The sequence below is a fragment of the Kitasatospora sp. NPDC028055 genome (assembly GCF_040637885.1).
Lineage (GTDB): Bacteria > Actinomycetota > Actinomycetes > Streptomycetales > Streptomycetaceae > Kitasatospora.
Map to the genome: position 1 here is coordinate 1 of NZ_JBEZXE010000056.1, position 13795 is coordinate 13795.

A 13795-nucleotide genomic window follows, 5' to 3' on the forward strand; every position below is an offset into this window, starting at 1 on the left:
CGGGGCGGCGTTGGGGTGCGTGCATCGCAAGGCGGAGGAGGGAGCCCAATGCAGCGCATTGGCGACCGACGACAACGCGGCGAGGTGCGTGCCCCGGCGTCGCCCCGCAGGCGGGAGTTCGAAGACAGGCCTCGCCCCTCGCCGGGCCCTTGGGGACCGGCCCCCGGCCGGGGCTTGCGGCCGGGCCACGTACGAGCCGCGGGGACCTGATGACCCACCAGCCCGAACCACTCCTGCCCGGCGTCCTCGCCATCGACGCGGGCAACTCCAAGACCGACGTCGCCCTGATCGGCGCCGACGGCACCGTCCGCGGCACCGCCCGCGGCGGCGGCTTCGCCCCGCAGAAGATCGGCGGCGCGGCAGCGGTGGCGGGCCTCGCCCCGCTGGTCGAGGAGGCCGCCGCGGCGGCCGGCTTCCCGTCCTTCCACGGCGTGCTGACCAGCCACGTCAGCGCCTGCCTGGCCAACGCCGACCTGCCGGTGGAGGAGGAGGCGCTGCGCACCGCCCTGGAATCGCACCCGTGGGGGCTCAGCAACACCGTCGTCAACGACACCTTCGGCCTGCTGCGGGCCGGCACCGACGGCCCGCGCGGGGTCGCGGTGGTCTGCGGCGCCGGGATCAACTGCGTCGGGCTGCTGCCGGACGGGCGCACCGCCCGCTTCCCGGCGCTCGGCGAGCTCACCGGCGACTGGGGCGGCGGCGGCGGACTGGCCACCAGCAGCATGTGGCACGCCGTCCGTGCGGAGGACGGGCGCGGTGGGCCCACCGGTCTCGCCCGGGCCATCGCCGAGCACTTCGGCCTGCCCAGCGCCGGGGCCGTCGCCGAGGCCGTCCACCTCGGGCACCTGCCGGCCTCCCGGCTGCACGAGATCGTCCGGGTGCTGTTCGCGGTCGCGAACGACGGGGACGCCGTCGCCCGGGAGTTGATCGACCGGCAGGCCGACGAGATCGTCCGGCTGGCCGTGGTCGCCCTCGGCCGGCTGGAACTGCTGGACTCCGCAACCCCGGTGGTGCTCGGCGGCGGGGTGCTCGCCTCCCGGCAGCCGCTTCTGCTCGACAACCTCAAGGAGCGGCTGGCCCGGGCCGCGCCGCTGGCCGAGCCGCGGGTGGTCGTCGCGCCGCCGGTGCTGGGCGCCGCGCTGCTCGGGCTGGACCACCTGGGCGTGGACGCGGCCGTGCAGGCGCGGGTGCGCGGGGCGTACGAGGCGCAGCCGGCGGTCGCGGTCTGACGCCTGCTCCCCTCTGCTCACCCTGTTCCCCTCTGCTCCCCCTGCTCCCCTCTGCTCACCCTGGACCTCCCGTCCCCGCCGGATCCGCACGTCCGGCGGGGGCGGGAACCGCACCGCGCGCGCCGCTCGTGGTACCCGGGTACCGACCGCCACCGCCGCCCGGGGAGACTTGTGCCATGGCCGTGCCCCGCTTCCTCCTCACTGCCGCCGCCCTGACCGGACTCGCCCTGGCCGGCCTCACCGGTTGCACCCCCGCGGACTCCCGCCCGACGGTGGCCGCCGCCTCCTCGGCCGCGGCCCTCTCCGACGAGGGCCTGGACGACCCGCTGCTGGACGACGCCGACGACTTCGCCGACGAGGAGGCCTACGACACCGCCACCGACGCCGCCACCGGCACCGTCGCCGCCCCGGGCGCGCCCGTCGACCCCGCCCCGGCGTGCACCGCGCCCGCCCTGCGGCCCGGCCACCAGGTGCTGGTCGTCGTCGCCGCCGGCCCGGCCGAACTCACCGCCCAGCCCGCCCGGTTCGCCTGCACCCCGCCCCGCTACGAGGCCACCGGCTCCCCCGTCCACTACGGCTTCGCGGCGGCCGGCGTCACCGCCACCCTGGTCGACCGTCCGCGCGGGGAGAGCGCGAGACCCGTCCACCTGGACGAACTGGTCACCCACCTCAACGACTGCCTGGCCGAACGCGACCCGGCCGATCCGTACGGCTGCCACGGCAACGCCTACGACGTGGTGCTGGACTCGCACGGGCGGATCATGCGCATCACGGAGGTCCAGGGCCCGGACGTCCAAGGCGCGGACGTCCAGGGCACGGACGTCCAGAGCGCGGAGGACGCGGAGGTCGAGGGCGCGCAGCGCTGAGCCGGGCGGGGACCGTGCCGCCATACGGTGTAGAAGGCCCTTTCAACTGTTGAGACATGTCTTCGTCAAGTACGTCAACAACCAATCAGCTGCGGATTTTTGACGTTCAATACCTGATCCGGGGCCGCCCTTGGGGCTGGTCTTACTCCCGGCGTCGTTGACCCGGTTTCCGCGGCGGTGCTTTGCTTCCCGCCGTCGGCAGTGAACCGGTCCCCCATCCCCGTTTCACCGAACCTCCCTGACGGGCGGTCGGTGGACACCGGCCTGCCGTCGTCGCTCCTCCCCATTTGTCCCCCCACGCTGTCGCCGCGCCCCCACCGGTGTGCGGTCGGCATGAGAGAGGAACCCTCACGATGGGCATCTCCCCCACCTCCCGCCGGGCACGGGTCCGGGCCCTGACCGGGCTCAGCGCGCTGGCCCTGGCCGCCGCCGGCTTCGTCACCGCCCCGGCCGCCCAGGCCGACCAGCCGGGCAGCGAGTTCGCCGGGCAGTCCCACCCGTACCGGCACGGCAGCGTCCCGACCAAGGAGGCCGCCGAGCACGCCAACGCCGCCTCCGCGGCCGCGAGCCGCACCACCAACCTGAAGTTCGGCGGCGGGGTCGACGGCATCGGCGTCACCACCGGCGCCCCGAAGGTGTACGTGATCTTCTGGGGCTCCCAGTGGGGCACCGCGGGCACCGACGCCAACGGCTACACCACCCTGTCCGGTGACCCGTCCGGCGAGGCCGTCCGGGCCCAGCAGCTGTTCAAGGGCCTCGGCACCAACAACGAGACCTGGTCCGGCGTCATGACCCAGTACTGCGAGGGCGTCGCCAGGGGTGCCACCACGTGCGGCACCACCGGGCACGTCGGCTACCCGACCGGCGGCGCGCTGGCCGGCGTCTGGGTGGACAACTCCGCCGCCGCCCCGGGCCAGGCCACCGGCAACCAGATCGCCAACGAGGCCATCAAGGCCGCCGGGCACTTCGGCAACACCACCGCGGCCGCCAACCGCAACGCGCAGTACGTGGTGCTCTCGCCGACCGGCACCCACCCGGACGGCTTCAACACCTCGACCGGCAACTTCTGCGCCTGGCACGACTGGAACGGCGACACCACGCTGACCGGCGGCGCGGCCACCTCCCCCTACGGCGACGTGGCGTTCAGCAACGACCCGTACGTGACCGACATGGGCACCTCCTGCGGCCAGAACTACGTCAACAGCGGCAGCGCGGGCCTGCTGGACGGGGTGACCATGGTCTTCGGCCACGAGTACTCGGAGACGGTCACCGACCAGAACCCGGCCGGCGGCTGGACCGACTCCTCGGGCGCGGAGAACGCCGACAAGTGCGCCTGGAAGGGCGTCGGCGGCACTGGCGGCTCTCAGAACGTGGCCTTCGCGACCGGCTCGTTCGCGATGCAGGGGACCTGGTCGAACGCGGTCAGCGGGTGCCAGATCTCGCACGCGATCGTCCACTGACCGGCGCCACCCGGGCGACGGAACCCGGGCGACGGCACCTGAACACCTCCAAGCGCCGTCCCCCGAGCAGCGTGGGGCAGCTCGGGAGCTGACGGGACCGACGGATCGAACGGGCCGGAGGGGTCTTGTGCCCTGACGATCCGGTACGGGGAAGCGCCGGGGCGGGCTGTGCGGGCCCGCTCCGGCGCTTCGCGCTGTCCGGCCTCCTCGCCGTCGACACGGTCAGGACGAGGGCGCGGTCAGGACGAGGGCACGGTCAGGACGAGGGCGCGACCAGCCCGAACTCGTAGGCCTGGATGACCAGGTGGACCCGGTCCCGGGCGTCCAGCTTGGTGAACAGCCGGGCGACGTGCGCCTTGGCGGTGGCCACGCTGATGGTGAGCTCCTCGGCGATCTCCGTGTTGGACAGGCCGCGGCCGACCAGGGTGAGCACCTCGCGTTCGCGCCCGGTGATGCCCTCGGCGGACTTCCGCGGCCGGGCGGCGGCGTCCGGGCGGGCGGCGAACTCCCCGATCAGCCGGCGGGTGATCCCCGGCGCGAGCAGGGCGTCCCCGGCGGCGACCACCCGGACGCCGTCCAGGATGGTCTCCAGGGCGAGGTCCTTGACCAGGAAGCCGCTCGCCCCGGCGCGCAGCGCGCCGTACACGTAGTCGTCGTCGTCGAAGGTGGTCAGGACCAGGACGTGGGTGGGCAGGTCCGGGTCGGCGAGGATCCGGCGGGTGGCCTCGATGCCGTCCATGCCGGGCATCCGGATGTCCATCACGGCGACGTCCGGGCGCAGTCGGGCGACCAGTTCGACGGCCTCGGCGCCGTTGCCGGCCTCGCCGACCACCTCCAGGTCGGGGGCGTCGGCGATGAGCACGCGCAGGCCGGTGCGGATGAGCGGCTGGTCGTCGACCAGGACGACGCGGATCACGGTCCCACCTCCAGGGGGGTCGGTTCGGGGCTTCCCGCGGGCACGGCCGGGAGCGGCAGCAGGGCGGCCACCCGGAAGCCGCCGCCGGGGCGCGGGCCGGCGCTGAACTCGCCGTCCAGCAGGGCGACCCGCTCGCGCATCCCGGCCAGGCCGTAGCCGGTGCCGGGGGTGGCCGTGGGCGTACCGGCGCCGAGGTCGAGGACGGTGACGGCGAGGTGCTCGGGCGCGTACTCGACGGTGACGTGGCAGTCCCGGATGCCGGAGTGCTTGACCACGTTGGTGACCGACTCCTGGACGATCCGGTAGGCGGCGAGGTCCACCTCGGGCGGCAGCGCCCGGGCTTCGCCGCTGCGGGTGAGCGCGACGCGCACCCCGGCGCCGGCCGCCTTCTCCCGCATCCGGTCCAACTCGTCGAGCCCGGGCGCCACTTCGAGCGGCGCGGACTCCCCCTCGCCCTGCCGCAGCGCGCCCAGCATCCGGCGCAGCCCGGCCAGGGTCTCCCGGCTGGTGGCCTCGATGGCGTTCAGCGCGTTGCGGGTCTCGGCGGGCTGGGTGTCCATGACCCGGCTGCCCATGCCCGCCTGGATCGCGATGATGCCGATGTTGTGGGCCACCATGTCGTGCAACTCGCGGGCGATCCGCAGCCGTTCGGCGGTGACGGCCTGCTCGGCGGCGCGGCCGCGCAGGGCCTCGGTGTGGGCGCGGCTCTGGCGGACGGTGTTGCCGATCAGCCAGGCGATCAGGACGGTCGCGGCGAGGCCGAGGTAGGCGTACGGGTTCGCGGCCTGCCCGTTGACGGCGCCCCAGGCGAACAGGGTGGCGAGCACGGTCAGCGGCATCGACACCGCGATCGCCGAGACCGTCCGGGAGCGGGTGACCACGCAGTAGCCGACCACCGCCTCGGCGATCAGGAACTGCAGCGGCGCCGTCTCCGGGACGGTCCACATCCCGAGCGCGTAGACGCCGCCCACCAGCGCGGCCGCGACCGCCGCCAGCGGCAGCCGGACCAGCAGGAAGGCAACCAGGGTGGTGACCACGGCGGTGACCGTCAGGGGCATGCCCTCGACGTTGCCGCTGTACTCGAAGAGGTGCCTCAACTCGTCGTCCCGGGTGAAGAACCGGAACACCACGATGGTCGTCCAGAACGCCCCCACCCACACGCCCGCGGGCAGGCGCCTGAGCAGCGGCGGGCGGGGTTCGATGATCATGACCCGATGGTAGTGGCGGGCCGTCGGGCGGCGCATCGGCCCGCGGGCGTAATCCCCGGGGCGGGGGCCGCCGCTCCCGGTTGTGGCCCGCCGCCCGATGCCCGAGTACGGCCCTGACCGGCACCGTTGTCCCCGTGATCGAGATCGAGCGACTGACCAAGCGGTACGGCGCCACCACGGCCGTCGACCAGTTGACCTTCACCGTCCGGCCGGGCACCGTCACCGGCTTCCTCGGACCCAACGGCGCGGGCAAGTCCACCACGCTGAGGATGATCCTGGGCCTCAACACCCCCACCGCGGGCACCGTCACCGTCGACGGGGTGCCCTTCGCCGGCCGCCCGCGCGGCCTGCGGCACGTCGGCGCCCTGCTGGACGCCGGGGACGTGCACGGCGGCCGCAGCGCCCGGGCCCACCTGTCGGCGCTCGCCCGCAGCAACCGGATCCCGCTCGGGCGGGTCGACGAGGTGCTCGCCGAGGTCGGCCTCGGCAAGGCCGCGGACCGGCGGATCGGCGGCTACTCGCTGGGCATGAAGCAGCGCCTGGGCATCGCCGGGGCCCTGCTCGGCGACCCGCCCGTGCTGCTCTTCGACGAACCGCTGAACGGGCTGGACCCGGAGGGCGTGCTCTGGGTGCGCGGGCTGTTCCGGCGGCTCGCGGACGAGGGGCGAACGGTCTTCGTCTCCAGCCACATGATGGCCGAGATGGAGCACACCGCGGACCGGCTGGTGGTGATCGGGCGCGGCCGGCTGATCGCCGACGAGAGCCTCACCGAGTTCTCGGCCCGGTACGCGGAGTCCAGCGTGACCGTGCGGACGCCGCAACTCTCCCTGCTGACCGACGCCCTGCGCGCCGAGGGCGCCGAAGTCGACCAGGTGGAGCCGCAGTTCGCGGTGGTCACCGGCATGCCCGCCGAGCGGATCGGTGAACTCGCCCGGCGCCACGGGGTGGTGCTGAACGAGCTCGCCACCCGGACGTCGTCCCTGGAGTCGGCGTTCATGTCCCTGACCGCCGACAGCGTCGAGTACCTGGCTGGAGAGGCCCGATGAGCACCATGACCCTGACCCGCACGGAGAGCGCCCGCTCGGTGGACCCGGCGCCCCGGTTCACCGACCTGCTCGCCGCCGAGTGGATCAAACTGCGCTCGCTGCGGTCGACGTACTGGGTGCTGGCCCTGGCCTCACTGGTGGCGATCGGGATCAACCTGAACGCCGTCCACTCCGACCTGACGTACATCGACCACCCGCCGGCGCCGGTACCCGGCCTGCCACCGTACAAGTACGACCCGCTGTACCACGGCCTGAGCAACATCGCCGGCTACGTGATGGCGATCGCCGCCGGCAGCCTCGGGGCGATCACCGTGTTCGGCGAGTACACCACCGGCATGATCCGCACCACCTTCGCCGCCGTGCCCGATCGGCGCGGGGTGATCGCCGCCAAGGTGCTGCTGATCGGCGGGATCACCGCCCTGGCGGGAGCCGTGGTGTCGACGGTGTCCTTCTTCACCACCAACGCCATGCTGGCCACCCGGCACGTCGGGCTCTCCATCACCGAAGGCGTCAGCCTGCAGGCCGTCCTCGCCTATGCGGCGATCGTGCCGGTCTGCGCGCTGATCGGGATGGCGCTGGGCGCGGTGCTGCGGCACGCCACCGCCTCGATCGTGTCGCTGGTGCTGCTGTTCTTCATCCTGCCGCTGATGTTCGGCGGGGACCGCTACCGGTGGCTGCACGAGATCGGCGCCCACCTGCCCCTGGAGACCGTCAACCGGCTCACCTGGAACCCCGACTCCTTGACCACGATCAGCAAGTGGGCGCCGAGCGTGCTGGACTCCTGGATCACCATGGGGGTGTGGGCGGTCGTCGCGGTGGCGGTGACGATGGTCGTGGTGCGCCGCCGGGACGTCTGACGCACCCCGGCTGCCCGTCCCGATCGCCCGGCGCCCGGCCCCCGTTCAGGACGGGGCCGGGCGCCGGGCGATCGCCGGGTCAGGCCGCGGGGGCCACGGCCTTGGCGCGGAAGGCCGCGAGGGTGGCCGCCGGGACACCACAGGCGGGGAGGAAGGCCTCCGCGCCGCCGTGGCGGGTGCGGACGTGGCCGAGGAAGACGGACATCGCCTCGGCCGGGGCCTGGAGCAGCGGGGCGGGGATGGTGAGGGTGCGGCCCTCGGAGTCGGTGACCCGGGTGCCGGTGCCCCGGTCGTTGAGGGCGGTGCGGTGGCGCTCGGCGAGGTTGGCGAAGATCTGCGGCAGGGCCTCGGCGGTGCGGGCGTAGTCCTCGACGATCCGGTCGGCGGGCACGCCGAGGAGGTCGAGCAGCAGGGCGGTGAGCAGCCCGGTGCGGTCCTTGCCGGCGGCGCAGTGCAGCAGGACGGCGCCGGGGCGGGTGGCGGCCTCGACGGCGGCGGCGACGGCCTCGGGGGCGGATTCGGCGAGCAGCAGGTAGAACTCGCCGAGGTCGGCGGCGGTGGTCATGGTCGCCATGTGGGCGGTGAGGGCGTCGGTGGCCGGGTTCACCGGGGCGGCGACCACGGCTATCCCGGCGGCCTCGGCGGCGGCCCAGTCGTCGGGCCGGGTCTCGCGGGGGTCGCGCAGGTCGACGACGGTGCGGATGTCGCAGGCGCGCAGCTGGGCGACGACGGCCTCGTCGGCGGCCGGGAACGGCTGGGCGGAGCGGAACAGCACGCCGGGGCGGATCCGCAGGCCCTCCGGGTCACTGAGGACGGCGGAGTCGCGGAAGTTGACCAGGGACATGCGAGGACCTTTCGGTGAAGCCGCACACGGGGGGAACCGGACATCCAGTAGGACATCTAGACGTCTAGATGTCCAATTCCCCCGGCGGGTACGGGGCACCCCTCCATCCCACCGCCGTCGGCCCGCCACGGCGACCCGGGGCGGGGCCCTCGGCTTCGTAGGATCGCTCCGTGGCGACGAACCCCCCGAGCACTCCCGCGAACCCTCCGAACACTCCCCCCGACACTACGAACACTCCTCCCGACGGCCCGAACACCCCGGTCTACCGCCGGCTGGCCCGCCGGCTCCAGGAGCGGATCGACGCGGGCGGCTACCCCGCGGGCGCCCGGCTGCCGAGCGAGCCGGAGCTGAGCGCCGAGTTCGGCGTGAACCGGCTGACCGTACGGCAGGCCGTCGCGGAGCTGGAGCGGGCCGCGGCGGTGGAGATCCGCCGGGGCGTGGGCACCTTCGTCCGCCCGCCCGCCGTCCGGGTCTCGATCGCGGTGGACCCGCGCAGCCAGCGCTTCGACCTGGGCAGCGTGCACGAGGCCGTGCCGGAGGGGGACCGCGGCGACGGCGAGTTCGTGGTGGCCGCCCCGCCGGTGACCGGCTCGGCCGAGGACGAGGAGGCGGCCCGCCAGCTGGGCCGGGCGCCGGGCGAGCTGCACCGGCTGGACTCGGTGATCCGGCTCGGCGGCCGGGCCCGGGCGGCGTGCAGCTACTGGGTGCCGTTCGGTCCGCTGCCCGCCGAGCTGGTGCGGCCCGGCCACGCCGGGAACCTGGTGCTGGACCTGGCCCGGGCGGCCGGGGTGGAGCTGGAGTACGACTGGCGGGCCTTCGGCGCGATCGGCGCGGACCTCGCGGACGCCGAGCTGCTGGGCGTCCCGGCGGGCACCCCGCTGCTGGTCCGCGAGGGGGTCAGCTGCACCCCGGACGGCACCCCGGCGCTGTACGTCCGGCGCCGGATCGACGGCAGCAGCGCGCGCTTCGTGCTGCACTTCCGCGAGCGGTAGGGCAGGTCCCGCGACATCGGCCCCGGCCCCGGCCCCGGCGGGCACGGCTCCGACGGGCACGGCTCCCGGGCGTACGGATCCTGATAGCGTTCAGCGCCGAAATCGCAGGCCGCACGGGGGTTGGCAGTAACGGTGAACGAGACGGACGAGTGCGACATACCGAACGAGCTGGCCGAGGCGTACCTCGCCCTGCTCGCCGACACCTCCCGCACCGGGCGCCTGCTGCGCCGGGACGAGCTGGAGGCGCTGCGCCGGCTCGGCGAGCAGTGCGCCGAGGCCGGTTACGGGCTGCGCGAGGTGGTCTCGCACTGCCTGGCGGCGGCCCGGCGGGCCTGGCAGACCCTGCCGGGGACGACCACCGCGAGCAGTGTCGGCGAGCTGCGCCGGATCGGTGACACGGTGCTGGCCGCCACCGACGCCGCGCTGGCCGCCCTGGGCGAGGGCCACGAGCGCGCCCAGCGGCTGGCGGTCCGTCAGGAGGAGGCGGCCCGGCGGGAGTTCATCGACGACCTGCTGCACGGGCGCAGCGACCTCGGGCTGCTCGCCGAGCGCGCGGAGCGGTTCGGGCTGCGGCTGGCGGGCGCGTACACGGTGGCGGTCGCGGTGGGCGACGAGCGGTTCGCGGACGTGCACCCGATGCTGCACCGGGTGGAGCGGGAGCTGACCGGCCGGTTCGGCGAGCGGGACGTCCTGCTCGCCAGCAAGGACGGCCGGCTGGTGTGCATCGCCCCGGACTCCGAGCGGGCCGTGCTGGAGGCCTTCGCCGAGCTGACGCTGCACCCCGGGCCCGGCTACCGGCCGGTGCTGCGGGTGGCGACCGGCCGTCGGCACTCGGGGGCGAGCGGGGTGCTGCGCAGTTACGACGAGGCCCTGGACGCACTGGACTACGCGCAGCGACTGGGCCTGCCGGCCTGCCAGTTGAGGGCCGAGGAGCTGCTGGTGTTCCCGGTGCTGATGCGCGACCGGGCGGCGATGGCCGACCTGGTGCGCAGCGTGCTCGGCCCGCTGACCGAGGCGCGCGGCGGGGCCCGTCCGCTGCTGGACACCATCGCGGTGCAGGCGGAGGCGGCGTACGTGAACGCGGAGGCGGCGCGCCGGCTGGGGCTGAGCGTGCGCACCCTCGGCTACCGCCTGGAGCGGATCAAGGCGCTCACCGGCTACGACCCCTCGGACGCCTTGCAGCGCTTCACCCTGGAGACGGCGGCGATGGGGGCGCGGTTGCTGAACTGGCCCGAACAGCCGCTGTAGGACGGCCCCGCAGAGGGCCTGTTCCCGGCCTTCCACCGCGCGCCTCCCGGCCCGCCGAAACCCCGGGTGACCTGGTCAGGGCCGTTCTGTTGCCCGACCGTCACAGTGTCACGGGCGGCGCGCGTACCAGGGTGTCAAAAGGCCGTAAAGATTGCCGGATCCTGGCAATGTGCGGACGCCCCGCCCGCTGCCATGATCTCTGCGGCGCCGATGCTCGGTGCCGGGGGAAAGGCGGGGGGCATGGCCGGGACGGGGGACTTCTTCGCGGCCGCGCTGGCCTTTCCCACGGCGCTGTTCAGCTTCGCGCTGGTGGTGGTCGTCGGGTACTGGCTGCTGATGCTGATCGGCGGCCTGGGGTTCGACGCCGTGCACGGGGGGCACGGCGTCGGGCACCACCTGGGTGCCGGGCACGCCGGGCACGCCGGACACGGGGGCCCGGTGGGTCACGTCGGACACGGTGTCGGGGGGCACGGTGTCGGGGGGAACGTGGCCCACGGGGCGTCCGGCGGGCACGGTACCGGCGGGCACGGTACCGGCGGGGGGACCGCCGACGGGGGGCACGGGGCGGGCCACCACGGGGGCGTGCTGGACGCGCTGGGGCTGGGCGGGGTGCCCGCGACGGTGGCGGTGTCGCTGCTGGTCGCGCTCGCCTGGTTCGTCAGCCTGGCCGGCACCGTCCTCACCTCGGGGGCGCCGGCGCGCGGCGGCGTGTTCGTCGTCGCGCTGGTCGCCTCCTGGGCGGGCACCCGGGTGCTCGTCCGGCCGCTGCGGCGGCTGTTCCCCGAGGACCGGCCGGTCACCCGGGGCGACTTCGTCGGCCGGGTCTGCGTGATCCGCACCGGCCGGGTGACGGCCGACTTCGGGCAGGCCGAGGTGACCGCCGAGGACGGCTCCACCGCCACCGTGCAGGTCCGCACCCCGCAGGCGGACCCGGAACTCACCGCCGGGCGCACCGCGCTGATCTACGACTACGACGCGGACGGCGAGCACTTCCTGGTCGCGCCGTTCGACCCGTCCCCGCCGGGCCTCTGACGTTCCGTCAGTCTCGTTTCCTCGCCAACCACTTCGCACCACCATCCCGTCAAAGGACTCCGTGATGGACACCATCGCCGTGGGTTTCGGCGTACTCATCGCCGTCGTGCTGCTCATCCTGCTCGCCGCGCTGCTCTTCGTGGGGCGCCTGTTCCAGAAGGTCGAGCAGGGCAAGGCCCTGATCGTCTCCCGCACCAAGAGCGTGGACGTCACCTTCACCGGGGCGATCGTCCTGCCCGTCCTGCACAAGGCCGAGCTGATGGACATCACGGCGAAGACGGTGGAGATCCACCGGGCCGGCCGGGACGGTCTGATCTGCCGGGACAACATCCGGGCGGACATCCGGATCTCCTTCTTCGTCCGGGTGAACAAGACCGTCGAGGACGTCGTCAAGGTGGCGCAGTCGATCGGCACCGCCCGGGCCAGTGACCCGCAGGCGATCCAGGACTTCTTCGCGGCGAAGTTCGCCGAGGCGCTCAAGACCGTCGGCAAGCAGCTGGACTTCACCGACCTGTACACCCACCGGCACGAGTTCCGGGACCAGATCATCGCGGTCATCGGCACCGACCTCAACGGCTACACCCTCGAGGACGCGGCGATCGACCACCTCGAACAGACCCCGATGAGCCAGCTGGACGGCGACAACATCCTGGACGCCCAGGGCATCCGCAAGATCACCGAGCTGACCGCGATCGAGCACGTGCGCACCAACGAGTACCAGCGCAACGAGGAGAAGGAGATCACCCGGCAGAACGTGGACGCCCGGGAGACCGTCCTGGAGCTGGAGCGCCGCCAGGCCGACGCCGAGATCCGCCAGCGCCGCGAGATCGAGACCCTGCGGGCCAAGGAGGACGCGGTGATCGCCCGGGTGCAGGAGGAGGAGCGGCTCAACGCCCAGACCGCCTTCCTGCGCACCGAGGAGGTGCTCGGGGTGCAGCGGGAGAACCAGGCCCGCGAGGTCGCGGTGGCGCAGAAGAACCGCGAGCGGGTGATCGCGGTGGAGAACGAGCGGATCGAGAAGGACCGCCTGCTGGAGGTCGTCGGCCGCGAGCGGGAGACCGAACTCGCCGTGATGGCCAAGCAGAAGGAGGTCGAGTCCCGGCGCCGGGAGGTCGCCGACGTGGTCCGCGAGCGGGTCGCGGTCGAGCGCACCGTCGCCGAGCAGGAGGAGGCCGTCAAGACCCTGCGGGCCGTCGAGGAGGCCGAGCGGGTGCGCAAGGCCGTGGTCATCCAGGCCGAGGCGGAGGCCCAGGAGAAGCTCGTCAAGGACATCAAGGCCGCCGAGGCCGCCGAGCAGGCCGCCTCGCACAAGGCCCGTGAGTCGCTGGTGCTGGCCGAGGCCCGGCAGCAGGCCGCCCAGCTGGACGCGGCCGCCAAGGTCAAGCTGGCCGAGGGCGTCCGGGCGGAGGCCGCCGCCGAGGGGCTGGCCCGGGTGCAGGTGCGGGAGCAGGAGGCCGCGGCGGTGGAGAAGGTCGGCCGCGCCGAGGCCGCGGTGCAGACCGAGAAGGCCAAGGCGACCGCGCTGGAGGTCGGCGCCAAGCTCAAGGCGGAGGCCGAGGGCCTGACCGAGAAGGCCGCGGCGATGGCCAAGCTGGACGAGGCCTCGCGCGGGCACGAGGAGTACCGGCTGCGGCTGGCCGCCGAGAAGGACGTCCGTCTCGCCGGGCTGGAGACCCAGCGGCAGATCGCCGAGGCGCAGGCCGCGCTGGTCGCCGCCGGACTGGAGAAGGCCAAGATCGACATCGTCGGCGGGGACTCGGTCTTCTTCGACCGGCTGGTGCAGTCGGTGACGGCCGGCAAGAGCGTGGACGCCTTCGTCGGCCACTCGCAGACCGCCCAGGCCCTGGCCGGTCCCTGGCTGGACGGGCGGGCCGACTTCACCCAGGACCTCACCCGGGTGCTGTCCTCGGTGTCCACCGCGGACGTGCAGAACCTGACGGTGTCCGCGCTGCTGCTCAAGCTGATCGGCGGCGGCGGCGAGCAGGCCGGGCAACTGCGCCAACTGCTCGACTCGGCGCGGAAGCTGGGCATCGCCGAGACCCCGATCGGGGCGCTCACCGGCGCCGCCGTGAACGGCAGCAAGTAGCCACCCCGCCG

General features: G+C 74.0%; 12 protein-coding genes. 9 read left to right on the top strand and 3 right to left on the bottom strand.

The window, feature by feature from the left end:
- The first annotated feature begins 209 nt into the window (after positions 1 to 209).
- The 3 genes from AB0F71_RS34625 to AB0F71_RS34635 all read left to right on the top strand — a co-directional run bounded on the left by AB0F71_RS34625 (position 210) and on the right by AB0F71_RS34635 (position 3555).
- Positions 210 to 1229 carry a BadF/BadG/BcrA/BcrD ATPase family protein gene (locus AB0F71_RS34625; RefSeq protein WP_360243342.1) on the top strand — a complete coding sequence of 340 codons (1020 nt, stop codon included), beginning with the start codon at positions 210 to 212 and terminating at the stop codon, positions 1227 to 1229.
- 176 nt (positions 1230 to 1405) lie between these two features.
- Positions 1406 to 2095, top strand: coding sequence for a hypothetical protein (locus AB0F71_RS34630; RefSeq protein WP_360243344.1), 690 nt, complete (start codon positions 1406 to 1408; stop codon positions 2093 to 2095).
- Positions 2096 to 2448: 353 nt separating this feature from the next.
- Positions 2449 to 3555: a hypothetical protein gene (locus AB0F71_RS34635; protein ID WP_360243347.1), complete on the top strand. Its 1107-nt coding sequence runs from the start codon at positions 2449 to 2451 to the stop codon at positions 3553 to 3555.
- Between the two features lie 256 nt (positions 3556 to 3811).
- Here AB0F71_RS34635 and AB0F71_RS34640 read toward each other — a convergent pair whose 3' ends face one another.
- Together AB0F71_RS34640 and AB0F71_RS34645 are read right to left on the bottom strand one after the other, a co-directional pair.
- Positions 3812 to 4471: a response regulator transcription factor gene (locus tag AB0F71_RS34640; RefSeq protein WP_360243350.1), complete on the bottom strand. Its 660-nt coding sequence runs from the start codon at positions 4469 to 4471 to the stop codon at positions 3812 to 3814.
- The gene (locus AB0F71_RS34645; protein ID WP_360243353.1) at positions 4468 to 5679 is read right to left on the bottom strand and encodes a sensor histidine kinase; all 1212 of its coding nucleotides are present in this window, start codon (positions 5677 to 5679) and stop codon (positions 4468 to 4470) included. Before AB0F71_RS34645 ends, AB0F71_RS34640 begins: the two co-directional genes overlap by 4 nt.
- A gap of 134 nt (positions 5680 to 5813) precedes the next feature.
- On the opposite strand from AB0F71_RS34645, the gene AB0F71_RS34650 reads away from it, so the two are divergent.
- A complete protein-coding gene (locus tag AB0F71_RS34650) occupies positions 5814 to 6725 on the top strand; it encodes an ATP-binding cassette domain-containing protein (RefSeq protein WP_360243356.1) in 912 nt (303 codons plus the stop codon).
- Entirely contained in the window at positions 6722 to 7582 is an 861-nt protein-coding gene (locus AB0F71_RS34655) for an ABC transporter permease (RefSeq protein ID WP_360243359.1), read from the top strand. The genes AB0F71_RS34650 and AB0F71_RS34655 overlap by 4 nt, the downstream gene beginning before the upstream one ends.
- 79 nt (positions 7583 to 7661) lie before the next feature.
- On the opposite strand, the gene AB0F71_RS34660 is transcribed toward AB0F71_RS34655, so the two are convergent.
- Positions 7662 to 8426 (bottom strand): tyrosine-protein phosphatase, encoded by a 765-nt coding sequence (locus tag AB0F71_RS34660; RefSeq protein ID WP_360243362.1) that lies wholly within the window; start codon positions 8424 to 8426, stop codon positions 7662 to 7664.
- 170 nt (positions 8427 to 8596) lie between these two features.
- Between AB0F71_RS34660 and AB0F71_RS34665 the strand changes: the two genes are divergently transcribed.
- From AB0F71_RS34665 to AB0F71_RS34680, 4 genes are all read left to right on the top strand, one after another.
- Positions 8597 to 9418: a GntR family transcriptional regulator gene (locus AB0F71_RS34665; protein ID WP_360243365.1), complete on the top strand. Its 822-nt coding sequence runs from the start codon at positions 8597 to 8599 to the stop codon at positions 9416 to 9418.
- Positions 9419 to 9550: 132 nt separating this feature from the next.
- The gene (locus AB0F71_RS34670; RefSeq protein WP_360243368.1) at positions 9551 to 10666 is read left to right on the top strand and encodes a helix-turn-helix domain-containing protein; all 1116 of its coding nucleotides are present in this window, start codon (positions 9551 to 9553) and stop codon (positions 10664 to 10666) included.
- Positions 10667 to 10906: 240 nt separating this feature from the next.
- The gene (locus tag AB0F71_RS34675) at positions 10907 to 11698 is read left to right on the top strand and encodes a hypothetical protein (protein WP_360243371.1); all 792 of its coding nucleotides are present in this window, start codon (positions 10907 to 10909) and stop codon (positions 11696 to 11698) included.
- 64 nt (positions 11699 to 11762) lie between these two features.
- Positions 11763 to 13784, top strand: coding sequence for a flotillin family protein (locus tag AB0F71_RS34680; protein ID WP_360243374.1), 2022 nt, complete (start codon positions 11763 to 11765; stop codon positions 13782 to 13784).
- Positions 13785 to 13795 lie beyond the last annotated feature (11 nt).